This is a genomic window from Alcaligenes sp. (assembly GCF_050255915.1).
GTDB classification, from domain to species: Bacteria; Pseudomonadota; Gammaproteobacteria; order Burkholderiales; family Burkholderiaceae_B; genus Alcaligenes; species Alcaligenes aquatilis.
In genome coordinates this window covers 55,434-82,319 of record NZ_JBFWIQ010000017.1, presented here as the reverse complement: position 1 = coordinate 82,319, position 26,886 = coordinate 55,434, and the positions used below count along the sequence as shown (strand labels likewise).

Annotated in this window: 22 protein-coding genes; 11 read left to right on the top strand and 11 right to left on the bottom strand. The window is 57.5% G+C overall.

Features of this window, described 5'->3' with window-relative positions:
* Nucleotides 1-34 precede the first annotated feature (34 nt).
* Genes AB7E06_RS17705 through AB7E06_RS17695 form a run of 3 tightly spaced genes read left to right on the top strand, consistent with a single transcriptional unit; the run spans nt 35 to nt 5,651 of the window.
* Nucleotides 35-1,108 carry an efflux RND transporter periplasmic adaptor subunit gene (locus AB7E06_RS17705; RefSeq protein ID WP_427957918.1) on the top strand — a complete coding sequence of 358 codons (1,074 nt, stop codon included), beginning with the start codon at nt 35-37 and terminating at the stop codon, nt 1,106-1,108.
* Nucleotides 1,105-4,221, top strand: coding sequence for a MexW/MexI family multidrug efflux RND transporter permease subunit (locus AB7E06_RS17700; protein WP_427957916.1), 3,117 nt, complete (start codon nt 1,105-1,107; stop codon nt 4,219-4,221). Before AB7E06_RS17705 ends, AB7E06_RS17700 begins: the two co-directional genes overlap by 4 nt.
* Entirely contained in the window at nt 4,218-5,651 is a 1,434-nt protein-coding gene (locus AB7E06_RS17695; protein ID WP_427957914.1) for an efflux transporter outer membrane subunit, read from the top strand. The genes AB7E06_RS17700 and AB7E06_RS17695 overlap by 4 nt, the downstream gene beginning before the upstream one ends.
* 2 nt (nt 5,652-5,653) lie before the next feature.
* Here AB7E06_RS17695 and AB7E06_RS17690 read toward each other — a convergent pair whose 3' ends face one another.
* From AB7E06_RS17690 to AB7E06_RS17675, 4 genes are all read right to left on the bottom strand, one after another.
* A complete protein-coding gene (locus tag AB7E06_RS17690) occupies nt 5,654-6,073 on the bottom strand; it encodes a hypothetical protein (protein WP_094197474.1) in 420 nt (139 codons plus the stop codon).
* Between the two features lie 54 nt (nt 6,074-6,127).
* Nucleotides 6,128-6,817, bottom strand: a complete 690-nt coding sequence (locus AB7E06_RS17685) for an ANTAR domain-containing response regulator (RefSeq protein ID WP_094197475.1) — start codon at nt 6,815-6,817, stop codon at nt 6,128-6,130.
* A 3-nt stretch (nt 6,818-6,820) separates the two neighbouring features.
* Nucleotides 6,821-7,996: a transporter substrate-binding domain-containing protein gene (locus tag AB7E06_RS17680; RefSeq protein WP_427957911.1), complete on the bottom strand. Its 1,176-nt coding sequence runs from the start codon at nt 7,994-7,996 to the stop codon at nt 6,821-6,823.
* A 111-nt stretch (nt 7,997-8,107) separates the two neighbouring features.
* Entirely contained in the window at nt 8,108-8,590 is a 483-nt protein-coding gene (locus AB7E06_RS17675) for an AmiS/UreI family transporter (RefSeq protein WP_094197477.1), read from the bottom strand.
* 676 nt (nt 8,591-9,266) lie between these two features.
* On the opposite strand from AB7E06_RS17675, the gene AB7E06_RS17670 reads away from it, so the two are divergent.
* On the top strand, nt 9,267-10,127 hold the full coding sequence (locus AB7E06_RS17670) for a DMT family transporter (RefSeq protein WP_427957910.1): 861 nt from the start codon (nt 9,267-9,269) through the stop codon (nt 10,125-10,127).
* A gap of 1,095 nt (nt 10,128-11,222) precedes the next feature.
* Here the strand turns inward: AB7E06_RS17670 and AB7E06_RS17665 are convergent.
* The 3 genes from AB7E06_RS17665 to AB7E06_RS17655 are packed head-to-tail and all read right to left on the bottom strand — an operon-like array spanning nt 11,223 to nt 14,075.
* Nucleotides 11,223-11,813, bottom strand: coding sequence for a c-type cytochrome (locus tag AB7E06_RS17665; protein ID WP_264671976.1), 591 nt, complete (start codon nt 11,811-11,813; stop codon nt 11,223-11,225).
* Complete coding sequence (locus tag AB7E06_RS17660; protein ID WP_094197481.1) at nt 11,810-12,418, bottom strand: cbb3-type cytochrome c oxidase subunit II; 609 nt, start codon at nt 12,416-12,418, stop codon at nt 11,810-11,812. Before AB7E06_RS17660 ends, AB7E06_RS17665 begins: the two co-directional genes overlap by 4 nt.
* Nucleotides 12,419-12,422: 4 nt before the next feature.
* Entirely contained in the window at nt 12,423-14,075 is a 1,653-nt protein-coding gene (locus tag AB7E06_RS17655; protein ID WP_249459990.1) for a cbb3-type cytochrome c oxidase subunit I, read from the bottom strand.
* A gap of 233 nt (nt 14,076-14,308) precedes the next feature.
* On the opposite strand from AB7E06_RS17655, the gene AB7E06_RS17650 reads away from it, so the two are divergent.
* Complete coding sequence (locus AB7E06_RS17650; RefSeq protein WP_125277657.1) at nt 14,309-15,733, top strand: PLP-dependent aminotransferase family protein; 1,425 nt, start codon at nt 14,309-14,311, stop codon at nt 15,731-15,733.
* A 118-nt stretch (nt 15,734-15,851) separates the two neighbouring features.
* Nucleotides 15,852-16,277 carry a lipocalin-like domain-containing protein gene (locus AB7E06_RS17645; RefSeq protein WP_427957906.1) on the top strand — a complete coding sequence of 142 codons (426 nt, stop codon included), beginning with the start codon at nt 15,852-15,854 and terminating at the stop codon, nt 16,275-16,277.
* A gap of 48 nt (nt 16,278-16,325) precedes the next feature.
* Here the strand turns inward: AB7E06_RS17645 and AB7E06_RS17640 are convergent, their stop codons facing one another.
* Entirely contained in the window at nt 16,326-17,249 is a 924-nt protein-coding gene (locus tag AB7E06_RS17640; protein ID WP_406612092.1) for a LysR family transcriptional regulator, read from the bottom strand.
* 100 nt (nt 17,250-17,349) lie between these two features.
* Between AB7E06_RS17640 and AB7E06_RS17635 the strand changes: the two genes are divergently transcribed.
* The 5 genes from AB7E06_RS17635 to AB7E06_RS17615 all read left to right on the top strand — a co-directional run bounded on the left by AB7E06_RS17635 (nt 17,350) and on the right by AB7E06_RS17615 (nt 24,776).
* Entirely contained in the window at nt 17,350-18,696 is a 1,347-nt protein-coding gene (locus AB7E06_RS17635; RefSeq protein WP_094197486.1) for an aspartate aminotransferase family protein, read from the top strand.
* A 158-nt stretch (nt 18,697-18,854) separates the two neighbouring features.
* Nucleotides 18,855-19,703, top strand: a complete 849-nt coding sequence (murI, locus tag AB7E06_RS17630) for a glutamate racemase (protein ID WP_427957903.1) — start codon at nt 18,855-18,857, stop codon at nt 19,701-19,703.
* A 580-nt stretch (nt 19,704-20,283) separates the two neighbouring features.
* The gene (locus AB7E06_RS17625) at nt 20,284-22,362 is read left to right on the top strand and encodes a LamG-like jellyroll fold domain-containing protein (RefSeq protein ID WP_406612094.1); all 2,079 of its coding nucleotides are present in this window, start codon (nt 20,284-20,286) and stop codon (nt 22,360-22,362) included.
* 20 nt (nt 22,363-22,382) lie between these two features.
* Nucleotides 22,383-22,580 carry a hypothetical protein gene (locus tag AB7E06_RS17620; protein WP_094197489.1) on the top strand — a complete coding sequence of 66 codons (198 nt, stop codon included), beginning with the start codon at nt 22,383-22,385 and terminating at the stop codon, nt 22,578-22,580.
* Between the two features lie 21 nt (nt 22,581-22,601).
* Complete coding sequence (locus AB7E06_RS17615) at nt 22,602-24,776, top strand: phosphocholine-specific phospholipase C (RefSeq protein ID WP_249460007.1); 2,175 nt, start codon at nt 22,602-22,604, stop codon at nt 24,774-24,776.
* A 156-nt stretch (nt 24,777-24,932) separates the two neighbouring features.
* Here AB7E06_RS17615 and AB7E06_RS17610 read toward each other — a convergent pair whose 3' ends face one another.
* From AB7E06_RS17610 to AB7E06_RS17600, 3 genes are all read right to left on the bottom strand, one after another.
* A complete protein-coding gene (locus AB7E06_RS17610) occupies nt 24,933-25,409 on the bottom strand; it encodes a hypothetical protein (protein ID WP_427957900.1) in 477 nt (158 codons plus the stop codon).
* A gap of 24 nt (nt 25,410-25,433) precedes the next feature.
* Nucleotides 25,434-25,982, bottom strand: coding sequence for a hypothetical protein (locus AB7E06_RS17605; RefSeq protein WP_427957898.1), 549 nt, complete (start codon nt 25,980-25,982; stop codon nt 25,434-25,436).
* Between the two features lie 63 nt (nt 25,983-26,045).
* Nucleotides 26,046-26,819, bottom strand: a complete 774-nt coding sequence (locus tag AB7E06_RS17600) for an OmpA family protein (protein ID WP_249460012.1) — start codon at nt 26,817-26,819, stop codon at nt 26,046-26,048.
* Nucleotides 26,820-26,886: the final 67 nt, after the last annotated feature.

Sequence of the window (26,886 nt, the reverse complement as noted above, 5' to 3'; positions counted from 1 at the left end):
TGTGGCTCTCTTGCCCAACAGGAGGTCCAGCAGCATGAGTTCGCGTCGTACTTGGATCATGATTCCCATTGTGGCCGGCGTATTGGCCATAGGCTGGCGTTTGCTGCCAGCCTCACAAGAAGTTCAAGCAGCAGGCGGCTATCCACCTGCCGTTGTCGAATTGGCCAGCGTCAAGTCCCAAACCGCCCCTCGTCTTTTACATGCCGTCGGTGCACTGGAAGCCTGGCAGCAAGTGTTGCTGAGCGCAGAGACCAGTGGTCGTATTCGCAAGATTGATTTCACCTCCGGACAGCACGTCAAAGCCGGCCAGCCTCTGGTCTTGCTTAATGACGAACTGGAGCAAGCCAGCGTGCGCCGCGAGCAGGCGCAAGTCAAACAGACCGCTATTCAACTGACGCGGGTGCGCAAGTTAAAAGAACAGCAAGCCGCAACCCAGGAGCAACTGGATCAGGCCCAGGCTGATCACGCGGTAGCCCAGGCTCAACTGCAATATCAACGTGCTGAGCTGGCCTTGAAGCAAATTACCGCTCCCTTCTCGGGCCGCATCGGTATCACCAGCCTGCACCAGGGCCACTACCTGCAACCTGGCCAAGCTATTGCCAGTCTGGTCGATGACAGCCAATTGCGCGTAAACCTGACCGTGCCCGAGCAAAATCTGTCTGATTTAAGCGTGGGCCAGACCTTGCTGGTGCAAGTTGACGCCTGGCCAGGTGAAAACTTCCAGGCTGAAATCAGCGCTGTCGATCCTTTGATCGGTGATTCGCGCACAGTGCGCCTGCAAGCCCTACTACCCAATCCAGGTAATCGCCTCAAAGCGGGAATGTACGCCCGCGCTCAACTGAAACGCCCCGCCGAAGCCCCCGTACTGACCGTGCCCGAAACCGCACTGACCTACACCGCTTACGGCCAGACCGTGTTTGTGGCCTCCCCCAAGGATCAAGGTCTGTGGCAGGTCAAACGCGTAGCCGTACAAACTGGCGAGCAGTGGGATGAGCATGTCGAGATCCTTGAGGGCCTGAAAGAAGGCGACAAGGTGGTCAGCGCCGGTCAGATCAAGATTCAGGACGGCTCCACGGTACAGACCGCCAAGGACAAGGAGCCCGTATGAACACCGCCTCCCGTCCCGGTTTTACCGACTTGTTCGTGCGTCGGCCGGTTCTTGCCCTGGTGGTCAGTGCCTTGCTCCTGATGTTGGGTCTGTTCTCTCTGGACAAGCTGCCCATCCGGCAGTATCCCCTGCTGGAGAACTCCACCATCACGATTACCACCGAGTACCCCGGCGCCTCTGCACAGCTGATGCAAGGCTTCGTCACCCAACCTATCGCCCAGGCACTGGCCTCGGTGGAAGGGGTGGATTATCTGTCCTCCCACTCCGTGCAAAGTCGCAGTGTCGTGACCTTGCGCATGGAGCTGAACCGCGACTCCACCCAGGCACTGACCGAAGTCATGAGCAAGGTCAGCCAGGTGCGCTATCGCCTGCCTGAAGGCGCTTATGACCCGGTTGTGGAGCGCTCCTCCGGGGACTCCACCGCCGTGGCCTATGTGGGCTTTTCCACGACGTCGATCTCCATCCCGGAGCTGAACGACTATCTGTCCCGCGTGGTGGAACCCATGTTCTCCACCATTGATGGCGTCGCGAAGATCCAGACCTTTGGCGGCCAAAAACTGGCCATGCGACTCTGGCTGGATTCGGACCGCATGGCTGGCTATGGCCTGACTGCTGCCGATATTGCCCAGGCTGTACGCGCCAACAACTATCAGGCCGCTCCCGGCATGGTCAAAGGCCAGCATGTCTTGAGCAACATCCAGCTCAACTCGGACCTGACCAGCGTGGCCGAGTTCCAGGACCTGATCGTGCGCGAAGACGGCACCTCTTTGGTACGACTGCGCGACATAGGCAAGGTGGAACTGGGGGCAGCCGCCACTGAGACCAGTGCCTTGATGGATGGCCTGCCCGCCATTCACTTGGGTTTGTTCCCCACTCCCGGCGGCAATCCCTTGCGCATTGTGGAAGGCATTCGTGACCGTCTGCCTGCCATTGAAGCGACCTTGCCACCCGGCGTAGAAGTGGCCCTGGCTTTTGAAACCGCCCGCTTCATTCAAGCCTCAATTGATGAAGTACTGAAGACCCTGACCGAAGCCATGATTATCGTGGTGCTGGTGATTTATCTGTGTCTGGGTTCCTTTCGCAGCGTGCTGATTCCGCTGGCTACCATTCCCTTGTCCATGTTGGGAGCCGCGGCCTTGATGCTGGCCTTTGGCTTCAGCATCAACTTGCTGACCTTGCTGGCCATGGTGCTGGCTATTGGTCTGGTCGTGGACGACGCGATTGTGGTGGTTGAAAACGTGCACCGTCACATCGCTGCGGGTCGCTCGCCCGTGGTGGCAGCCTTGCTGGGCGCGCGTGAAGTGGCCGGCCCTGTGATCGCCATGACCCTGACGCTGGCTGCAGTTTATGCCCCGATTGGTCTGATGGGTGGTCTGACTGGGGCACTGTTCAAAGAGTTTGCCCTGACCCTGGCCGGTGCGGTGCTGGTATCCGGCGTGGTGGCCCTGACCTTGTCCCCGGTGATGAGTTCTTTGCTGCTGCCCTCGCAGCAAGATGAAGGCCGCATGGCCCATCTGGCAGAGAGCTTCTTTGGTGGCCTGTCGGCCCGCTATGGCCACTTGCTGGCCCGCTCCTTGCGTCATCGCTGGATTACCGGCGCGGTCGCCTTGCTGGTCTTTATCAGCCTGCCCGTGCTCTATCAAATGACGCACAGTGAACTGGCTCCCATTGAGGATCAGGCCAGCGTGCTGACAGCCGTGAAAGCTCCGCAAAATGCCAACCTGGCCTATGCCGAGCGCGACGGCAAGCTGCTGGATGACACGTATCGTGAAGTGGCCGAAACCGAAAGCACCTGGTTGATTGTGGGGACAGACGGCCCGGCCGCCAGCTTTGGCGGGATCAACCTGAAGGACTGGAGCAAGCGCGACCGCGATGCCAGCGCCGTACAGGGCGAACTGCAAGGACGCGTCAGCGCGATTCCCGGCAGCAGCATCTTTGCTTTCCAACTTGCCCCCTTGCCCGGCTCCAGCGGCGGGCTGCCGGTACAACTGGTACTGCGCAGTCCCGGCGACTACCGCACGGTATACGACACGATGGAATGGGTGAAGCAGCAAGCCCGTGAAAGTGGCTTGTTCGTTGTAGTGGATAGCGACCTGGACTACAACAAGCCCGTTTCCCGCATGGAAATTGACCGCAGCAAAGCCGCCAGCATGGGCATCAGCCTGCGTGATATTGCCGACTCTTTGGCTGTACTGGTGGGCGAGAACTACCTGAACCGCTTCTCGCTGGATGGCCGCTCGTACGACGTCATTCCGCAAAGCCAGCGTGAACTGCGCCTGACGGCTCAAGCCCTGACACGCCAGTTTGTACGCAGTGCCAATGGCGAGCTGGTGCCCTTGTCGACCATGGTCCAAATTCACAGCGAAGTAGAACCGAACAGCCTGCGCCAATTCAACCAGCAAAACTCGGCCACGCTGCAAGCCATTCCCGCTCCGGGCGTGACGCTGGGACAAGCGGTGGGCTATCTGGACGACATCGCCCGGCAATTGCCGGCAGGCTTTACGCATGACTGGCAATCCGAATCGCGCCAATTTACCCAGGAAAGTCAGTCTCTGGTGTGGGCTTTCCTGGCCGCACTGGTGGTGATTTATCTGGTGCTGGCCGCGCAGTACGAAAGCCTGGTGGACCCCATCATCATTTTGGTGACGGTGCCCTTGTCCCTGTGCGGAGCCCTGCTGCCATTGGCTATGGGGTTTGGCACGCTCAACATCTATACCCAGATAGGTCTGTTAACGCTGGTTGGTCTTATCAGCAAGCACGGCATCTTGATGGTGGAGTTTGCCAATGAACTGCAATTCAAAGAGGGCCTGAAAAAGCCCGAAGCCATCTTGCAAGCCGCCCGCATTCGTTTGCGCCCTGTGCTGATGACAACCGGAGCCATGGTCTTTGGTCTGGTGCCTCTTCTGTTTGCCTCCGGTGCGGGTGCTAACAGCCGCTTTGGTCTGGGTGTGGTGCTGGTCTCGGGCATGTTGATTGGCACGGTCTTCACTCTGTTTATCCTGCCGACTTTGTATACCTTGCTGGCGCGTGATCACGCCCATCAAGCAGACACCCCACGGGCGCGCGATTTGGCTCAGGCCCTGCGCCCTTCGACTGGAGAACACTCATCATGACGCCACCATTATCAAACAGGCTCGCGCCTGTGGCGCGTGCTCTGCGACTGGTGATCCCCAGCCTGATCCTGAGCGGTTGTGCCGTGGGACTGGACACCTCCATTCCCACCGCCCCAAGCTTGGCCGACACCAACTGGAACAGTCAGTTCGCCCAAACCACCGAACAAGGCGAAAACTGGTGGACCTTGCTGCAAGACCCGCAACTGGACGCCCTGATTGCCAAGGCCCTGGATCACAATCTGGATATTGCCCAGGCACAGGCCCGCTGGCGGGCCTCCCGCGCCCTGATCGACGAGCGCCAGCACGACCGCCTGCCGGCCGTCACGGCCCACGCCAGCTACAACCGTAGCGGTTCACAGTTTGCCGCAGCAGACGGTTCCATTGACCACGGCATTAGCGAAAACTGGCGCCTGGGCATGCAGGCCACGTGGGAGATTGATCTGTTCGGTCGTCTGGAACAATTAGCCCGCTCTGCCCAGGCTCGCAGCGAGGCCAGTGCAGATCAATTGGATCTGACTCGCCAGGCCATTGCAGCTGAACTGGCGCGTCAATATGTGCAAGCACAGGGTTTGCAACGACGACTGGCTCTGGCAGAGGACGATGTACGCAGTTGGGAACAAACCATCAAGCTGGTGCAGGCTGGTGTGTCGTTGGGCCGGGAACTGCCGGAGAATCTGGACAATGCCCAGGCGGGTCTGGAACGAGCCAAAACCCTGGTGCCTCAACTGCGCAGCGATCTGGAGCTGGCTCGTTTGCGTATCCAGGTGCTAAGCGGCGGACAATCCGAGAGTATTGATACGCCGCTGCCTAGCGCCAAGGCACCTTTGGCCGCCTCCCTGCCTTTGGGGGACGTCAACGCCATGCTGTTCAACCGGCCTGACGTACGTGCCGCTCGACAGGAAATCCTGGCCAGTTCGCACGAAGTGGCCGCCGCCACCGCCGAGCTGTACCCCCGTCTGGATCTGGCTGGCTTTATCGGCTTCTTTGCTCTGAGGGGTAGCGACCTAGGCCATGCTGCCCGCGCCTTCGATGTTTCACCCGCCATGCAATGGCCTGCCCTGCGCTTGGGTCATGCCAGAGCGCGCTTGCGTGGCATGGAAGCCGTGGCTGATGAATCACGCCTGCACTATCAACAAGTGCTGCTGCAAGCTCAGGAAGAAATTCAGGGCTCTTTGCAAAGGCTGACTCAACATCAGGAGAGCCTGCTTAGCCTGACACGGGCGGCGTCACACCTGGAAAATGCCCATGAGCGCGCCTTGACGCGCTATAAAATAGGCGCTGGGGCCTATCAGCAAGTGTTGGAAAATCAGCGCAGCCTGAACCAGACCCGGCAAGAGCTGGCAATGGCGGAAACCGGCTCGTACCTGAATGTGATTGCCTTGTATCAGGCTTTGGGTTGGGGAGTAGCGGCACCGAGTCCGACAAAGTAGTTTCAGCTTTGATTGGCTTGGGGGTGGTCTGTCTCATAGATGGGCCGCCCCTTTTCTATTTGTGCGTCCGCCTGTTGCAGAAACTCGGATAGATTCGCAATCTTGCTTTGCATCAGTCGGTCCAGCCGCTTCCCACCAAACCACAGCAAGGCGCAGCAAAAAAGCGTAATCGGCAATACATACCAGCGCAGCCAAACCGAAGCATCCAGCAGCCAGCCTGCAGCGGTAAAAATCACCACCAAGGTGCAGGCGATCCCATTATTGCGCTTGGCTTTGAGCAGAAATTTACTCAAGTCCTGGTGACCACGCTCCAGAGTCTCTACTTGCTCGCTCAACTGATCACGGTCTTTTTTCAACTGCGCCCAGGCGGCGCGCTGCTCCTGTGTCACCGGCCTGCCTGGTTCATGTTCCTGATTGCTCATTATCTCTACGCCTGCTCTCGCTACCCACAGCACATCAGACTAGCCAAAAAAGGGCTAATTCCCCAGCAAGGACGAACCTTTCTGCCCCAAAGACAGCACTTCACTGGCGTTCACAATGGCAATCGAAATGTCTTCAATCGTGCTGCGTTTGTTCATGGCCTGCTCGCGGATCAGATCGTAGGCCTGATCTTCCGACACCTGATGAGTGCGCATCAAGATCGTCTTGGCCTGCGCTACATGCCGCTGCCCCAGCAGCTTGGTCTGCAACTTGCTGATCAGGCGGCGCTGCTGGCGCAATTCCTTATGGTATTTGCGCGCCAGTACCACCGTGGACAACAAACCGAAAGAACGAATGGGCGAAGGCAAGATCGCCTGAATATTCAAATCCAGCACAGCGGAAACTATCGTGGGGTTTTCATAATTAACCACGGCAATCACTGTGGGGGCGTCTTCCTCGCAGACCCAGTCCAGGCGCAGGTGCAAGAGGTCCGGTTGCACGGCCAGAAATACCAGATCCGTTCCTGAAGGCAGGTTTTGCGTGGGCGGCCAGATGGTCTGGACCGAACACCCGATACGCTGCAGTTGCTGGGTCAGCAAGCGGCCATCGCTATCGTCCGGATGCATGACCACCATCGTCAATTGCCGCAGTTCCTTGAGCTGCGGCGAGGTGGCATGCGGAAAACGATTCCGCGTTCGCAAGGGCTTGTTTGCCGGCTCATCACCGTAGGAAGAGGAGTTGGCCACGCTTTATGTCTCCAAAGTATCCAGCTTGGCAGTCCAGTCGCCCAAAGAATGGGTGACCAGATAGGGGTCGGGTGAGACCGGGCGCGTTGCCTGGCGCACAATCACAAACTCGCCGTCGGCATTGATGCGTCCGATCCGAGGATAAAGCCATGTGTGGTGATTATTAGGATCGATCTTGATCCGCCCCTGAGGTGCATCCAGCTCGCTGCCCAGCAGGTAGGGCAGCAAATCCCCGATCGCATCGCTGGCGGATTGCCGATACGCATTGGCGAACAAATGCATCTGCGAATAAGCCGCTTCCCAACACAGATTAGGGTGGCAGTCGGCCCCAAAACGCTTGCGCAAACTGGCCAGGCAACGCGCATTGACGGCCGACTCGATGGATTGGAAGTACGGTGCAGCGGTAAAGTGCCCACAGGCAATATCGGCCCCCATCTGGGCGATCTCGGCCTCTGAGGTCGTCAGACTGGCAATGGGCATGGTCTGCGGATTGAAGCCCGCATTGGCATAGGCACGGTACAGATTGGCCGTGGAATCGCCCACCACGGTGGAGAAAATAAAGTCAGGCTGTTTCTGGCGTATATCTTGCATGATGCGGCTGTAATCGCCCTCGCTGGCATCCAGGGGCAGATAGTGTTCACCTAGCACTTGGCTATCAGGATGCTGCATGACCAGCTCGCGCATGATGCGGTTGGACTCGTAGGGGTAGATGTAGTCCGAGCCAATCATATAGACCCGCGCGCCGAAATTGCTGGTCATGAAATGCGCTAGCTGCACACTGTTCTGATTGGGGGCGGCGCCGGTATAGATCACATTGCCGGAGAACTCGAAACCTTCGTACAGAGTGGGATAAAACAGCAGCTTGTTCCACTTCTCCACAATCGGGATCACAGCCTTGCGGCTGCTGGACATATAGCAACCAAAGATCACATTGACGCGATCCTGCACAATCAGCCGCTCGGCCTGTTCAGCGTATAAAGTGGGCTTGGACGCTGGGTCGTAGCACACTGCCACCAGCTCGCGCCCGAGCAGGCCACCGGCCTCGTTGATTTCCTCAATCGCCAGTTTGGCGCCCTGCCATTGCGACTGACCAATGGTAGAGGTCATGCCGGTTGCGGAATAAAGAACGCCGACGCGTACGGGTTCGTTGTGAGCCAAAGTCCATCTCCTGTCTAGCATGGTAGGGGTGCAGGTCAACGGACCTGCCAGTAAACACGACAAGCGAGCATCAGGTTACTCCAAAAAACGGCTTGAATCTGGCCCCCCACCACGCTTGCACCCCTATGAAAACTACCAGGCATCCATCAGGATCAGGGTCCCGGGCAACCAGCAAGTCAGCGCTCCGATCAGGACGGTGTACGCGGGCAAGATACGCAAGGACCGTCCCAGCCCCAGGGCCACAAAAAACAGGAACCACAGGCTGGACCACAAAAGCCACATGGCGATCAAACGCGGATCACTGGCAGATCCGGCAAAGGCCAAGGCACTGACGGCAACAAACAAGCAATACCAACCAAAGCCCGCCCCTTTCAGGCCATACCACTGCACCACGGCCAGATACAGGTAGGTAAAGGCAAACAGCAGCCCGCCGGCAGCGGCGAAATAATCCGCCATTTGCTCACCACGCTGCAGGCCCAGCAAATTGATGAACAAGGCCAACAAACCCACCAGTAAATTAAAGGGGGCCAGATCTCGACTTTCAATACGTCCAGTCAAACCCACGCCATTGACAATCAGCACAGCCCCAATAAAGAAAAGTGCAACACCCAACATGGCATAAGCCTCCAAAACAAGGTGACGATCCCGGCCTGGCTGGCACCAGAAACGCCTGGTGCTGCATGAGCTCCGTGTATCGCGATGGCGTATTGCCGGCAGGCATGGTCCGAATAGTTCGCAACCTAATTACAAGGTCGGATTGATTTCAGGCAAACAAAAAAGCCCGGACCGGTTCATTGTTTGAACCGGTCCGGGCTTCTTTGCCCAGCATCGGCGCTGGCAGCATTGGCAGCGGATGTCGTGTCTATTCGGAAATGTCTCAGCGATCTGAAATCGCGATCGATGCAATTCTTACATAGCCCGGACGATCGTCTGTACTAGCGATTACCCTAGCGGCTGACGATTGACGTACCAAATACATTTCATGCTAAAGTGCTCCATCGATTTAACGATCTGATTCTTATTTCATGAACCGCCCCGCATCCTCTTTGCTAAGCACTCTGCCCCTGTCGCGGGCCGCGTCGCTGCGGGCGGGCTCTCCCCCATCTGTCTTGCTGTTGACTGTCGTCGCCCCAGGCGTCGTCAATCAAGCCGCAGTCGTGTCCGACGTCGTCGTCGACACACGCGTCTACAGCGTCTGCTCCTAAGACCCTTTTTCTTTTCCTGCGCGGTTGATACGCCTGGAATGTCTTTGCAGACAAGTCTCATTTATTTAGACAGATAAAGAACGATCATGATTTCTTCTTCTCGCGCCCAAGGGGGTGCTATTGCCTTGTTCGTGCTGCTTTGGGGCAGCGCGGGTATTTTCACTCGTATCGGTTTGGACCATGGCTCGGTTATGGCCATGCTGATCCTGCGTTTTGCCATCGCCCTGCCTATGGTGGTTATGCTGGGGCACTTCAATGGCGGCTGGCTACCGCCCAAAGGGCAACGTCTGCTGCCGGCTATCAGCGGTTTGCTGATGATCGGGCTGTATTCCTTTTTCTATTTTGAAACTCTGGCCCAGGGAATCACGCCCGGTCTGCTGGCAACGATCCTGGGTGTACAACCGATTCTGACCTTGGCCTTGACCGAGCGGCGTTTTTCCCTGACCCGTGTAGCCGGTTTGGCCCTGTCGCTGACCGGGCTGATTCTGGTGGTGTATCAAAGCCTGATTGTCAGCCGTTTGTCCGTAACGGGTCTGGTGTTTGCCATTGCGGCTTTGTTAAGCATTACTGTCGGGACGATTGTTCAAAAGCGCCAGCCTGTGGGGGCTTTGCAGGGCATGCCTTTGCAATACTCTTTGTCTTTGGGCTTGTTTATTCTGGTGTCTCTGGGTTTGGGGCAAGACATCCGCTGGGAGAACACCTTGGGCTTTTGGGGGCCTGTTATTTGGCTTGGCCTGGTGATTTCCGTGCTGGCCCAGTTGCTGCTGTATCGCATGATTCGCAGCGGGAATCTGGTCAATGTCACTAGCCTGTTTTATCTGGTTCCTGTGGTGACAGCCGGATTGGATTTCCTGATTCTGGGCAATACCTTGGCGGCTCGCGCGGGGTTGGGACTGGTGGCTATCTTGGCGGGTCTGTGGCTGACATTACGGAAGAAGGTGGCGTAAGTCTGCTTTTAATAAGTGGGGTTTCACGGAGAGTTAAATCGGCCTTTGAATGATGAAAACGGTCTCCGTGAAGCCACCACTTGGGTCCCTCTGCAGGGATTGGGCTGAGAACTTGTCGGTGCTGCGCACCGGTGCCCTTGTCAGGAGATAGCTACGGGCGCACCCTGAACTCCCGGGGTGGCTCGTCCCCCGGACGAACCACAAGCGCCCCGGTCAAACAACAGGGTGCTTGCATCCCTACGCTATCTCCTGACCGCGGCAAGTACTCTGATCCGCCCTATCCCTGCAGAGGGACCCAAGTAGTTCACAGTGATGCAACTCCACGCTTCAAGCCGGTTTGCTTCCAAGATCTAGATGCCCAAAGACAGATTTCAATGCCTGGTCTCTATTTTTAAGCGCAACCCTCAAAGCCCCCTCTAAAAGCCCCTGACTTACGTGTTCTCGCTACATACAAATAGATGCCAGTCATTAACGTGTGAGTACTGAAAGCATGCTGATCATCATTGATGATTGCTTTTGGGCTTTTTCAACTGGCCTCACTACGCTCAATGGCAGTAGCCCTTCAATCCATCTCAACAACTTGGCCAACAACAAGCCCTAAGCCCACCAAGCGCCAAGCCAAGGAACTCTAAAAAGCCCCCTGTCTCCTATACAACCAGCACTTTCTCCCGCCACAAATCGGTTTTTTTATATTTCTCCGTTGTGAGCCGCTTAGGGGCCGGGTCCAGGGGGGTGGGCGATTCAGACTGCTTGCCGCAGGCGGTTCTGATATCCGGGATGCAAGCCCTGTGCTGCTTGAGCCCGACGCTTGTGATTGGTCCGGGGGACCAATCACCGGGCGAGTTCACAGGGTGCCCGGATATCAGAATCGACAAGGGCACCGATGCGCAGCATCGGCAAGTAGTCAAGCCCACCCCCCTGGCCCCGGCCCCCAAGCGGCGTCCCCACACCGAGACACCAAACAAAAAAACCGACATCTCCAACCCTGGGGTCGGGCGAGATATCGGTTCAAAAGCCAGGGGCCTGTTCCCGGCGGGCTACCGTTTCAAAACGTGCTTTTAATTATTAATTCCAGAAGAACTCATCCCAGCCGTCTCACTGCGCCGCAATCCAGTCCTGCAATTCCTTCTCCCCTTGCCAGGGTTGACTACGATCAGCACTGGCCGTGCGTGCCTGGGCAACCAGCTCGGGAGTGATAGCATCCACCTCATTTCCCCACTCATGGCGAATAAAGCTCAACACAGCCGCCAGCTCCGCATCACTGAATTGTTCTGCAAACGCAGGCATCGCCCCCTGATATTCCTGACCTTTCACCGTAATAGGCCCGGTAATCCCATGCAGCACCAATTGCGCCAGCACCTTGGGTTCTCCCTTCACCCATTCAGAGTCAGCCAAAGGCGGAAACACCCCTGGCAAACCTTGTCCCGTCGCCTGGTGACACGCTACACAGGCATTGGCATACAACTGCTTGCCGTCCGCAGACGCACTGGCAGGAGCGGGAGCCAACACAGCCAACGGTCGTTGATCCCCCAGGCGAGGAGAGCTGTTAGGCTGAGCTGACACGATGTAATACACCGCCCAAGCCAGCAAAGCCAAAACCACCAGAATCACAACGCGCGGAACCGGGTTGTATTGCTCGTGAGGATCCGCATTCTCGCTTTGACGACTTTGCACAGGGCGACTCATTCCTCACCTCCCACTGCATCCGCACTCAAGATCGGATACACATGCTTGAGCGATTGCAAATACACCACCAGATCCAAGGCCTCCGGACGGGCCACCACCACCTTGCCCTCCGGTGCCACACCCGGCGGCAGACTCACGACGCGCTCATCGGGCTGCACCTGATCTGGGCTCTTGGCTTCAAACAAGAAACGATAGGGAGGCATATTGCTACCCGGCGAGTATGCGCGTGGATCGTACAAATGGCCCAGATGCCAATCCTGACTAGGCTGACGCACGCCAATATTGAACAAATCCGGCCCGGTACGCATGGTGCCCAGCAAAGGCGGATCGTCGTAGTGATAATCCCCCGCGACCGAAGCGCGCCCCCAACCACGGCTGGCATCGGCTACACCCGCACCCGTGGTGCTGGGCTGCTGCGTGTGACAAGTAATGCAGCCATTGCCCCGATACACCGCCCGCCCCCGTATTTCCTGACTGGTATAGGGCGACAAGCCTTCCGGGGCAGGCTCGTCCTTCAGTTGCAAAAAGGGCACCACAATCATGGCCGCCGTTGCCAAGGACAAAGTCACCATGGACCCGATAATCAACTTCAATTCGTTTTCCATGACCTTAAACCTCCAGCTCAGCGATGCGGCGCACAGGAGCCGAGCGGGACTCGGTCAAGGCAAACGCACCCGACTTCACAATCATCAGCAATACGTGCAGGGCGAAAACCAGATGGCCCAGCGTCATCATGGCGCCGCCAATGGAACGACCTTGCAGCCACGGCATGGTGACCGCCACCGATTCCATAAAGCCACGCGCAGGATCCAGCAGGGCCAAGCCTTGCAGCACGCCACCAATGCTGAGCGTAATCATGTAGACAGCAAAACCAGCCACCACCAACCAGAAGTGCCAGGAGATCAAGGCGGGACGAGGCCAGGCGGTGTTCAGAATGCGTGGCAAGGCAAAGTACACACCACCAAAAATCACCATGGTCACAAAGCCGTACATACCCAGATGAGCGTGTGCCACCGTAAAGTGCGTAAAGTGAGTAATGGAGTTCAGCGAACGCAGCGCTTCAGCAGAGCCTTGCAGAGACGCGACGGTGTACATCATGGCGCCAAAGACAATGAAACGCAGAACAGGCGAGTGACGCAGCGCACTGAAATGACCTTTCAGCGTCAAGTGCTGGTTAGCCGAAAAGGCCAGCACCGGAATCACCATCATCATGCTTTGAACGATGGACAGGGTAATCAGCCATTCAGGAATAGGACCACCAATCAGATGGTGCGCCCCCACCTGTCCGTAGAAAAACGCCAGCGTCCAGAATCCCAGCAGCGACAAGTTATAGGAGCGCACGGGCCGCCCGATGACTTTAGGCAGGAAATAGTAAATGGCGGCAATCGACATGGGGGTGTAGAACAAGCCCAATACGTTATGCCCGAACCACCAGTTCATGGTGGCTTGCTCCACCCCGAAGTGCACGCCAGGAACCTTGGCCACCAGATACAGAATGGGGAACCAGAACAGCGCCGCACCGATATACCAAACCGACACGTATAAGTGCTTGACCTTGCGTTGCGAGAGCATCAAGGCCAGCGGCATACCAATCATCATGCCGCCAAAGGCAAACAACACGCCAATTTGCCAAGGGATCTCCAGCCACTCCAGGCCCGCATTCAAGCCAATGGCCAGCGCGCCCATCCCGGCCACCAAGGCGGCGTTCCAGACCAGGCCGCCCACCATCACCAAACGGCCCCCCAATAAGGGAGTTTGCAGCAAGCGCGGCAGCATCCAGATGGTCAGGCCCAGCAAGCCCATAGGCGCCCAACCATAGGCCACGCCGTTCAGGTGAATCGTGCGTAAACGGCCAAAGCTCAACCAGGACACATCCCCCAGAAACTCGGGCCAGTGCAGCTTCAAGGAGCTGATCAGCCCCGCAAACGAAGCCACCACCAGCCAGACCACCGCACAGACAATCAGCAAAAAAGCAGGCAAGGAACTGGAACGGTCAGCCTGCTCACGTGCAGCCATTTCAATGGCACTGGTTTGTTGGCCATGATTTTCTGCCAGATGGTCGGCAGCAGCCAGACTCAACGCCTGCCGTTGGGCATCACCGGCAGAGGGTTCTTCGGGCTGGCCGATTTCGCCCTTGTGAAAAATAGTGCGTGCACCACTGACGTCAGCATCGAACAGGCCCTTGCGCAAGGACCAGATAAAGGCAAAAAGCCCGGCAATCGACAGGATGAATGCGGCAAGCAAAAGCGCCGTCGGGTTCATGGTATTCCTCTGAGTAGATAGGCCCGCCGCCCACACGGGCACGGACGAAAACACCCGGCAAGGCTACCCGTCGGTACAGTGCATTCCAAGAATCAGTTAATGCTTAAAAAACCCTATCAGTTGGCTTGAAAGCCGTGTAAACCGCGACTTGCTTGTATTTACCGGCATACCCATCAGATAATAAAAAAACCACATTTATTAAAATTACCGTATCAGATGGAGCACAGAGCAGCATGAAACTGTACGAGACGCTGGCCAAGGAACTGGCCCAGGCCATTCTTGACGGCACCGTAGCGGCAGGCGAGCGCATGCCCTCTGTGCGTCAATTGATGGATAAGCACAAGATCAGTGCCTCGACTATTTTCCAGGCCTATTACCGACTGGAAGCACAAGGTTTGATCAAGGCGCGACCGCGTTCAGGCTATTACGTGTGCTCCAGTCTGGCTCCTCATACGCTGGAGGCAGATACAGCCTCCCAACCCCCTCTGCAAGCGACCAGCGTCAACAATAGCGACCTGATCATGGCGATCTTGCAATCCAGCTCCGAGCGCTCCGTAGCCCCCTTTGGATCCGCATTTCCCAGCCCCTTGCTCTTTCCTCTGGAACGGCTTGGGCGCTTCTTGTCCGCCAGTCTGAAACAGCAAGACCCTTGGGCCAGCGTGGATGACCTGACCCAGGGCCACGCTCCCTTGCGCCGCCAGATTGCCTTGCGTTACCTGGCTCAAGGCATGGCCATCAATGCCAACGATATTGTGATTACCAACGGGGCTCTGGAAGCACTGAACCTCTGTCTGGCTGCAGTGACTCAACCGGGTGACATTGTGCTGGTGGAGTCACCCACCTTTTATGCCGCCCTGCAATCGCTGGAACGCATGAAGCTGCAGGCCCTAGAAGTGCCCACCCACCCGCGTGAAGGCATTGATCTGGAAGCGCTGGAGCACGCCATCAAGCAACACGCCCCCAAAGCCTGCTGGCTGATGACCAATTTCCAGAATCCGCTGGGCAGCCTGATGCCCGACACTAAAAAAGCCCAACTGGTCGAGCTGCTGGCCCGCTATGAAATTCCCTTGATCGAGGACGATGTCTATGGCGAGTTGTACTTCGACACGGAACGCCCTCGTCCCGCCAAAGCCTTCGACCGTCAAGGTCTGGTGATGCACTGCTCCTCTTTTTCCAAAACCCTGGCACCCGGTTACCGCATCGGCTGGGCCGTCCCGGGACGCTATATACGCGAAGTCGCCCAAGCCAAGCTGACCACCACCCTGACCTCCCCCGTGCCCACGCAACTAGCCTTGGCCAGCTATCTGGAAAAAGGCGCGTACGACCAGCATCTGCGCCGTTTGCGTACCCAGTTAAAAAACCAGTATGCGCAGTTCTCCAAAGCCTTGGGACGCTACTTCCCCGCAGGCACGCGGGCCACCCGCCCCGAAGGCGGCTACTTCCTGTGGGTAGAACTGGAACAAAGCGTGCAGACCCTGGAATTACATCGTCAGGCCCTGTCCCAGGGCATCAGTCTGGCGCCGGGTTCCATCTTTTCAACCACCCAGAATTACAGCCATTGCCTGCGTCTTAACTTTGGCCACCCCTGGACAGAACACAGTGATCAGGCCTTGGAGATTCTGGGTAACTTATGCCGACCATTGCCACTTAAAAAGTAAAGGCACGTAGCGCCTGACGATAGAAAATAAAAATTGGCAGCTTATTGAATGACAAAAGAAAAGACAGCATGATCGCGCAGTTACACACGCAAGCACACTGTCTGTTCAGGAGTTTTTGATGGCCCACACCTTACGTAACAAGCTGATCGGTGTCTGGCAATTGCAGTCCTTTGAGTTTGTTCCAGCAGATGGCTCGCCCCGCTATCCGGGGCTGGGGCCCAACCCCATTGGTCAACTGATTTACACAGAAACAGGCCATATGGGGACACAACTGGGCAGCAGCACCAGAACGGTACAGGACAGTTGTCAGTCCCTACTGGATACGTACCTGGCCTATGCAGGTACGTTCGAAGTAGACGAGGCGACCCAATACGTCACCCACTTTGTTGATATGTCTCTGTACCCCGATTGGGTGGGCGTTCCCCAGCTACGCCTGGCACGCTTTACCCAAGACGCGCTGGAACTGAGTACCCGTGAGCCCGTGGTGGTGGCAGGCAAGCTGGGCGTGGGCACCTTGCTGTGGCACCGTGCCGAGCCGGTCTAGGCAAACTGGTTGAACGCCATGAGCAAAGTCCAGCCTGTGCTGGTCATGTCAGTGTTGAACCGCGCTATCGAGCAAGCCCAGAAAATAATCCACAATCGCATGGGCACGTCTGTCCTTGCGCATGGCCAAGGACAAGGGAATCGTAAACTGACGCTGCTGTGGGTCCACCGCAATCATCTGGCCCTTCTCTACCCAACGAGCCGCCACGTGCTCAGGCAGAAAACCGATGTACTCTCCGGTCAAAATCAAAAAAGCGATTCCTTCCCGATCACTGGCGGTAGCGACACAATTCAAATCCTGATGCTGTCCAATCGCCTCCGGGCTCATGCGATAAGCGGGCGCAATAGCCGCAGCCTGGCGCAAGGCTTCCTGAGACACCGCGCCTTTTTGCACCGCTGCAAACAAAGGATGCTCCCAGGAGCAGTACAGAAAATAAGGCTCGGCATAGAGCGTGCGATACTCCAGCCCGCTCAAGGCATTAGTTTCGGGCAGCACACCCATATGCAAACGGCCATCCAATAAACCGCGCTCAATTTCACCTGGCGTGCTCATGCTGATATGCACACGCACCGCCTCACTGTTTTGCCGCAAGGCACGCAAAGCGGAGGTGATGTGCATATGAGGCTGCGAGATCAGGCTATTCATCAAGCCTATATTCAAATCTCCCCGCAAGCTGGAATGCAGCTGGTTCACTTCACTGCGAAAATTCTCCACCGCAGCCATCAAGGTTTCACTGGCCCGCAATACTTGCCGCCCTTCCTCCGTCAAAGCAAAACCGGCCCTACCGCGCTGGCACAAGCGGATTCCGCCCAGGCGCTTTTCCAAATCGCTCATATGCAGGCTGATGGCCGAACGCGTAATCCCCAGCACACCTTCTGCGGCCGAAAAGCTGCCCACTTGCGCCACCGTTCTGAACACACGCAGCAGACGCAAATCAAAATCGGAAACCTGCAACAGTCCTTTGAGCTGCATATAGGTAAGTAAAACAATAAGTGAAGTTAAATAAAAACGTATTTTACTCAACAACTTAGCTCTCTACACTGGGGGTATTCACCGCCTTGAGGAGACAAACATGAACTCACCCTACTTCGCGCCACAGCAGATTGCCAGTGAACTCAATCTCCAGTCCCACTGGATGCCCTTTACCGCGAACCGACAATTCCAGCAGGACCCGCGTCTGGTCGTCAAAGCCGAAGGCAACTGGCTGTATGACCAGGAGGGTCGCCAGATTTTTGACGGCCTGTCCGGGCTTTGGACTTGCGGGGCTGGACACGCCCGTCATGAAATCCAGGCCGCCGTGCATCGCCAACTCGGACAGCTGGACTATTCTCCCGCCTTTCAGTTTGGACATCCCACCGCGTTTCAACTGGCCGACAAACTAACCCAGCGCACCCCCGATGGTCTGGATCATGTTTTCTTCACCAACTCCGGTTCTGAATGCACCGACACCGTCGTAAAGATGGTGCGAGCCTACTGGCGCATCAAAGGCCAGGCAACAAAAACCCGTCTGATTGGCCGCGCTCGTGGCTACCACGGCGTAAACGTGGCCGGTACCAGCCTGGGCGGTATCGGCGGCAACCGCAAAATGTTCGGTCAGTTGATGGATGCCGACCACCTGCCCCACGTGCTGCAAGCCGATTGCGCCTTCACACGCGGCCAACCCGAAACAGGGGGCCTTACCCTGGCCGACGAACTACTGAAGCTGATCGAACTGCACGACGCCAGCACCATTGCCGCCGTTTTTGTCGAACCCGTCTCGGGCTCGGCAGGCGTACTGGTGCCCCCTACCGGCTATCTGCAACGCCTGCGCCAGATTTGCGATCAGCACAACATCCTGCTGGTCTTTGATGAAGTCATCACTGGACTGGGCCGCCTGGGCACCTACACCGGAGCCGATTACTTTGGCGTCACCCCCGACATCATGACCATGGCCAAGCAGCTGACCAACGGTGCCATTCCCATGGGTGCGGTCATTGCCAGCAAAGAAATCTACCAAACCTTCATGGGCCAGGACCTGCCACTACACACCGTGGAGTTCAGCCACGGCCACACCTACTCCGCCCACCCTGTCGCCTGCGCCGCCGGACTGGCTGCCCTGGAGTTGCTGGAACAGGACAACCTGCTGCAACGTTCTGCCGAACTGGCCCCGCATTTTGAGCAGGCCCTGCACCAGTTGCGCAATAGCCCGAATGTGATCGACATCCGCAACTGTGGCTTGGCAGGTGCCATCCAACTGGCCCCGCGTAACGGTGACCCCACCATCCGTCCCTTTGAAGCCGGCCTACAGCTGTGGAAACAAGGCTTTTACGTACGCTTTGGTGGCGACACCCTGCAATTTGGCCCCGCCTTCACCACCACACACGCCCAGCTTGATTCATTATTCGATGCCGTCGGTGGCGTCCTGAAGCAACTGGCTTAAGCCTCCCAAAGGGCGGCCTATCTTGGGCCGCCCCAAATCAGCTCCACTCGTTGCAACTGGAAACCTTAACTTTCTACCCAAGCAGCCCCTGTAACCGGCTCCAAGATCCACAAACGCGCCATAATACGAGCTTTGCTCCACAAGAAATATTCAGCGCCATGAGTTCTCCCACAACACCTACCTTTGCTCAGGCTCCCATCGGCCTGTTTGACTCGGGTGTGGGCGGTCTGTCCATCTGGCGCGCCCTGCGCCAGTCCTTGCCAAACGAAAACCTGCTGTATCTGGCCGACTCACAATGCGCCCCGTACGGCGACCGTTCCCCGGAATGGATCATTGAGCGCACCCTGTGCATGACACAGTTGCTGGTCGGCCAAGGCTGCAAAGCACTGGTCATCGCCTGCAACACCGCCACCCTGGTGGCAGCCCAGGCCTTGCGCGACACGCTAAGCATCCCCATCATCGCCATCGAACCCGCTATCAAACCCGCTGCTGCCCTGAGTCGCAGCCGCAGCATCGCCCTGATGGCCACCAGTCGCACCTTGGACAGCGGCGGCCTGCAAAGCCTGATCGAACGCTACGCCAGCGACGTGGAAGTCATCCGTATCCCCTGCCCCGGCCTGGCCGACCGCGTCGAAGCCCTGCAGTTAAGCGGCCCGGAAATCGAAGCAGAGCTGCGCGCCCGCCTGGCCCCTGCCCTGCAAAGCCAGGCCGACACACTCGTGCTGGGTTGTACCCACTACCCCTTCCTGCGCCCCACCATCGAAGCCATCAGTGGCTCGCGCTTCCATATCCTGGAACCCTCCTTCGCGGTCGCCGCTCAAGTCCACCGCCGCCTGGAACAAGCTAACTGCCTGAACACACAGGCTCAAGCAGGCAACAGCGCCTTCATCAGCAGCGCCCCCATGGAGCAAGCGCGACAAGTCATCCGAGCACTGACAGGACTGGCAGAACCCACCATGCTGACATTCCCGACGCAAGCCGGAACACGCCCTATCGTCGCGGACTAGCACAAAGCAACAACAGACTCCCCGAGAGTGACGCCAGCCAGCGCCGCGCCAAACCCCGAGCCATCCCTGACTCAGACCATACCTCTGGGTGCCTTCTTATGCTCTTGTGTCATCGCTTGTCTCCTTCAAGACAATCATAGGCTCGAACACAAAATTTCCGACACTCTCCGCCGCGTCGGCAAGTTGTCCGCTTCCGCCCCCTGCTCCGAGGCCCCGAGTGGCGACCTACGAAGAGTGATAAAAACTACAACTCAAACCCATCACCCACCTTAAATTTGCTACTTAAAAGATAAAAATCACTTACAGCCCCGCCAAACTGCCCCGCCGTAACAAACCATCCATCACACCGTCATATGCCTGCCAAGCCGCAGCCAGCCAGGCTTTGAGCCCCGCTGCTCCCCTCCCCGCCCCACCCTTCACATAAAACACAATCCAATCATCGGCGGATTTTCTGATCCGTTCACAGGGCAGTCACACGCCCTTCCTACACTGCCCGCAGTCCTGATCCGATGCCGACTGGGCAGCCCACCCTCATGCACAGTCCGGCCTCTCTTTCCACCTTCTCTCCTTGAGTGGCTGTATGACCTTCACCTCCCGTCCCCAGAAATCCCCCACCGTGCAGCGCCTGCAACAAGCCGGGCTCTCTCTGTCCCTGGCGCTGCTGCTGACCGCCTGCGGCAGCGGCTCCGGTGGTAATGATGGCCCAGCTAACCCTGGCACCAATCCCGAAACCCCTACCGTAGAGCCCGGCGACAAACCCCAGGCGCTGGGCGGCAAAAAAGCCCTGATCGTCACTATCGACGGCTTAAGCTACGAAGCCCTGCTGCAAGCCCGTCAAGCAGGCCAGCACCCTGCCCTGAAAAACCTGACCATTGCCCCCGCACAAACCGGTGGCTACGCGGGCACTGCCAGCGAACAACGCACCCTGCCACTGCCTGGCTGGGCCTCCCTGATTACCGGCGTCTGGGCAGACGAGCACGGCCTGCGCGGTGTCGGCCAAGAAGACACCAAACTCAATAGCCCCACCTTGGTCGCCCAGACCTCCAAACCAACCCAGGCCGCCCTGGCCTTGAGTACCGGCGACTACCGCACACTATGGAGTCAGGATCTGCAAGAAGGCCGCATCATCGAAGCGGCCAACTGCACCGACTCTGATAGCTGTGTCAGCGAGCAAACCCAGAAATACCTGCAAGAAGGCAAATCTCTGATCCTGGCTCAAATCCAGGCTCCCGCCCGTGCGGCCAATCAGGCAGGTCTGGGTAGCCCGGCTTACCAACAGGCCGTCAACGACTCCCTGGCTGCGCTGGACAAGCTGTTCGCCCTGATCGACAAACGCACACAGGCCGATGCGTCGGAAGACTGGCTGGTCATCCTGACCACCAGCTACGGCCTGGACGAATTTGGCGGCACCACCGGCTCGCAATTTAACCGCAACAAGACCAGCTTTATTGCTACCAATAAAACCCTGGCCTCCTTGCCTGCCATCGACAGCCAAGTCTCCAGCAGCACGGACATGAACACCCTGGCCGCCGTCATTGACATCGCGCCCACCGTCCTGTCACACCTGGGTCTGCAAAACGAACAATACCGCTTCCGTGGCTCGCCCCTGCAAGCCGACACCCGCGTACACAATCTGGTTTTCAGCAAACCGGCCGACAAGAACATGGTGGACCTGAGCTGGGTGCTGCAAGGCGAAGCCTCGCAAGAAATCCAGGTCATGCGCGATGGCAAACTGATCGCCACCTTGCCTGCCGGCACTACCCAGTACTCCGATCCACTGCCTGCCTCCGATACCGCGCAAACCTACTCCCTGTATTACTCGGTCCAGGTTGGCAAGGCGGCCTCGACCCTGAAAGCCGATGTAGGCTACCAGCCCCCACCCAAGCTGGCTGACACCCTAAAAAACGGCCTGCTCAGCTATTACACCTTCAATAGCCAGCCCTTTACCGACGCCAAAGGTGGCAGCACGCTGCAAACCTCGACCCCTGCCGTGCCGGCCGGCCAATTGATTGCCGCTGACTTCCTGGACCCCAGCACACCCAAGGGTGGGCTGCGCATCATGGGCAGCAATGTCGATGGCAACGGCAACCGCGGTTACCGCCTGTCCATGAGCCGCAACCTGTTCACCCTGAGCAGCGTGCAGCAAATGACGATTGGCTTTTGGCTGCGCACTGCCAACAACTGCCACGGCTATGGCGCCTCCATCATGGCCAACAAGAACTATGACTCGGGCAACAACCCCGGTTTTGCATTGGGCCTATTTAACGCCAACGGCTGCGACATCCGCTTTAACACGGGCTACGGTGGCGGCCGCAACGAGAGCCAGGGCTACAACATCACCCCCGACGAATGGGCCTATGTAGCCGTCGTCATCGACAAGGCCCAAGGCAAGATGCTGGGCCACGTGTTTGACCCCAAAAAAGGCGCGCAGTTTGGCTCGGTGGCTCTGGAAGCCCGCACTTTGCAAGCCCTGGGGGGCACCGGCACGGGCGAACTGGGCTTGAACGAAGACGTTACCGGCCAGTACTACAAACGCTGGGGACGCAGCGACATCAATATGGACTTTGGCGAACTGGCCATGTGGGACCGCGCCCTGAGCACGGACGAACTGACCAGCATTTACGAATCCCGCCAGCCTCTGTCCAGCCTCCAACCCTGATCGCCAAGCAAGGACTATTTATGACTTCCAAGAACGCTTCACTCACCTTTGAGCGCCTAAAACGCGCATCCGTCTTGTTGATGTTCTGCGGCCTGCTGGCTGCCTGCGGTGGTGGCAGCGACACCGATAGCTCGGGTAACACAGGCTCGCCTGAAGAGCCCACCGAGCCTGGCAAACCCACGCCCGAACCCGCGCCGCAACTGAAATGCGCCCCTTGATTGACTAAGAGATTAAGTACAATGACTTCACGCCGCAATTTCCTACGCAATATGACCGGTGCCAGCCTGGCTGCCGGTTCCCTGGCCGCTTTCCCTCCCAGCATCCGCAAGGCGCTGGCCATTCCGGCCAACAACAAGACGGGCACCATCAAGGATGTGGAACACATCGTCGTCCTGATGCAAGAGAACCGCTCATTCGACAACTACTTTGGCACGATGAAAGGCGTACGTGGTTTCGGGGACCGCTTCACCATCCCGCTCCCGAATGGCCGCAATGTCTGGCAGCAAAACCTGAGCTCCACCGAAACCATCATGCCCTACCACTTGGACAGCACCAAGGGTAATGCTCAGCGGGTCAACGGCACCCCCCACGCCTGGGTCGATGGGCAGCAAGCCTGGGACCATGGCCGCATGGCTTTCTGGCCCAAGTACAAGCGCCCCCACTCCATGGGCTACTACCGCGAAGCCGAGGTGCCGTTCCAGTTCGCCATGGCCAACGCCTTTACCCTGTGCGATGCCTACCACTGCTCCATGCACACCGGTACAAACTCCAACCGCATGTTTATGTGGACGGGAACTAACGGCCCAACCGGGACGGGTGAATGTACCGTCAACAACGCCTGGGACAGCCTGGGTTCCTCGGCGTTGGGCTACGAGTGGAAGACTTATCCCGAGCGTCTGGAAGAAGCCGGTATCAGTTGGAAGGTCTACCAAAACCTGCCTGACAACTTTACTGACAACTCGCTGGCAGGCTTCAAACAATATCGTCGTGCCAACGAACAATCGGGCAAGCCAAACAATACCCCTTACGAGCCGTCGGATGACATTGGTAATCCCCTGTACAAGGGCGTGGCCAACACGATGCCCGACGGTGGTTTCTTCGGCCAACTGCGCAAGGATGTCGAAGAAGGGAATTTGCCCCAGATTTCCTGGGTCGTGGCACCGGCCGCCTACTCCGAACACCCTGGCCCATCCAGCCCGGTGCAAGGTGCTTGGTACACGCAGGAACTGCTCGATGCACTGACATCGAACCCCGAGGTCTGGAGCAAGACCGTTCTGCTGGTCAACTTTGATGAAAACGACGGTTTTTTTGACCACGTACCGTCCCCTTCGGCACCATCCATTGATCCGGACACGGGCAAGCCTATGGGCAAAACCACCCTGACCGATGAGCAGATTGCTTTTGAATACTACAACTACCCCAGCCCCAAAGGCTTGATGGGTCAACCTCCACGTGACGGCAAGGTATTTGGCCCCGGGGTACGCGTTCCGATGTACGTGATCTCTCCGTGGAGCCGTGGTGGCTGGGTGAATTCGCAAGTCTTTGACCACACCTCCGTGATCCGCTTCATGGAAGAGCGCTTTGGCGTGATGGAGCCCAATATCAGCCCCTATCGCCGTGCAGTATGTGGTGACTTGACCAGTGCCTTTAACTTCGCCAGCCCGAACGACGAACCTCTGCCCACCTTGAACGGACGTCGTAGCCGTGACGAGGCCGATGCCATCCGCCGTGCCCAGGAACGCCTAGCTCAGGTGCCTCAGCCCCTGGACAATCAGCGCATTCCTGTGCAGCAAACCGGTGTGCGCCCGTCGCGTGCCCTGCCCTATGAACTGCACGTCAGCGCCCGCTGCGATAGCGAAAAAGGCGTACAGCTGCTGTTCTCCAACACAGGCAAAGCCGCTGCTGTTTTCCATGTCTACGATAAGCTGAATCTGGACCGCATTCCCCGCCGCTACATGGTCGAACCCGACCAGATGCTGGACGATGTCTGGGACGTTCAGGCCGATAACCTGGGTCACTACGACCTGTGGGTACTGGGCCCGAACGGCTTTCACCGTCACTTCCGTGGCGATGTCAGCGTACTGAGCCAGTCCGAAGCCGCTCGCCCCGAAATTCGCGTCTGCTACGAAGTCACCAAAGGCGATGTCTATCTGGAAATGATGAACGGCGGCCAGTCTGCCTGCACCTTCACCATCCAGTCCATGGCCTACCGCGAAGACGGCCCTTGGGAAGTGACGGTTGAACCAGGCCAGCAGTCCAAACAGTCCTGGGCCCTGAAGTCCAGCGGCCACTGGTACGACTTCGTGGTCCGCAGCAGCAACGACCCAAGCTACTACCGTCGCTTCGCAGGTCGAGTGGAGTTTGGCGCACATGGCGTCAGCGACCCAGCCCTGGGGATCCCCGCCTACCTGTAAGACTTAAATACTCTGAATCCAACGTTCTATTGTCTGACTATGTGTGCGTGCGCACCACGCACACTTTTTACCCCGATGCCAGTACTTGGCATCGGGGGTTTTTTTGATGGTTATGAGTGTGAAATATAGGCCAAGGCCCAACGACTGCAAGCAGACTTAACGGGAGTGGCGTGACCGAAGACTCAAGCCAATGTAATGCCTTCTACGTTGCCGCTTTCTTTTCAGTACCACCCTTTCATCATTGAGGGAAACCGGTTTCTGGGTACTGGCCAGCCCTACAACCGTGTGCAACACAGCACGGTCAGCAGTACGGGCTGGTATACAGATATCGGCCCCTGCATACAAGGCACGCTCACTGGATAAGGGGGACTCATCGGCCAGAAACAGAATGCCGACATTGTCCAACTGTCGCATCGCGGAAATAACGGCGTACACATCAAACGCACTCTCGCCCTCCCCGTCAATAATCAGAATGCGCAAGCGCTTTCCAAACATGGCAAGGTCTGTAGGACTGGTTGCTACCGTCGTACACACCCCGGAGCCGGCCAAATAATCATGCAGGGCCAGCATATCGCCCACACGCGATGATGCAGGCTGTGCAATCAGGAGAAAAACCACATCAAAATCATACATAGGGCGCGATACGCAGTCCTGTTATCACTGGCCACCCTTCATCAATTTAATAATGGCCTGTGTATGCTGGGCGTTCTGGGTTCCGATCAGCAAACGCCCGTCGGAAATCGTGTCACTGATACGAGCCACACTTACCAACTGCCCCTGCACACTTAACAGCAGATAGTGGCCGCGTGCCTGAGCCGTGACGCTGCGCAGTTTGCTGATGCCGTTCTGGTTCATCTCCAGTAGCAAAAACGTACCTTGATCCTGAGTCGTTACAGGCGTGACGCGATGCAAATCGGCTTGCGTCAAAACGGGCTGGGGCAGCGCATAAAGAGAGGTTCCCCCCACATCCACAGCCACCAAAGGCGCTTCCGCTTTCTCCTGCGCCAAATGCAGAGTAATGACTGTTGTCGCTTGATTGCGAGAGGCTGTTGCTGCCACCGCAGGGGCCTTGGCCGACGAGGCTGAACCTTGCATGACAGGCGGTGCCGGATCTACAGGTTCAGGAGCCTGGCGAGGCATCGTTTGCTGACAAGCAGCCAGGCCACCCGCCAGAACCAGTAGCGCTAATTTGTGCAGAATATTCATTATTTTCTCAATCACGGCACGCAGCCCGACAAGCCGGGTGCGTGCCTGGTTACCGCATCCAACTTAACGTTGGCCTTGAACCTCAATATCAACCCGACGATTCGGCGCCAGGCAAGCGATCAACTCAGTGCGATTGTGTTGATCACACTGCACAAGGGGACGATCCTGGCCAAAGCCTTGCGTCACAATCGCGGCGGCTGGTATACCCTGCGCCGACAAGGCCTGTCGTACCGTCTGGGCACGTTGCTGCGACAAACGCTGATTCGATGCCGCATTCCCGATCCGATCCGTATGGCCGGAAACCGTCACCCGTTCAATGTTGGACATTTGCTTGAGCTGGCCGGCAATATCGCCAATCGTGCTCAGACCCGCGCTGGTCAAAGTCGCACTGCCAAAGGCAAAGGCCACATCCCCGGAGAGCGAAAAAGGCTGAATTGTCGCGGTCTTTGGAGTGGCATCCAGAACAGAAGCACACTCACTGGGCTTCCAGTAAAAGCTGCGGCCCAGCTTGTCCTGGTCAAACAGCACCTTGAACTGACACGTCTTGATGCCCTGTGCCGTGTTGAAGTGGAACAGGTAATCCCACTCCCGCACCTTGAAGCCTTCGGCAAAGTGCGGGCGACCCAGCAAGTCATACAACTGATCGCGTGTCACGCCTTCCCGGACCTGACGCAGATTGTCGATATTCGGGTAAGAGCCCGTGTGAAAAGTCGCTTTGTCCACTTCAGGAAACACCGGGTTTTCTGTATGACCTTCCGAGTCCACCTGACTCAAGGTTCCGCAACCAGCAAGAACCAGACTGCCCAGCAAAGCAGCCCCAAACCAATTTTTCTTCATGATCTGAAATCCTTCAAAAGTGTGTGCTGTGCATCGGCGTCAATACGCCGATGCACCATAGAGTCAG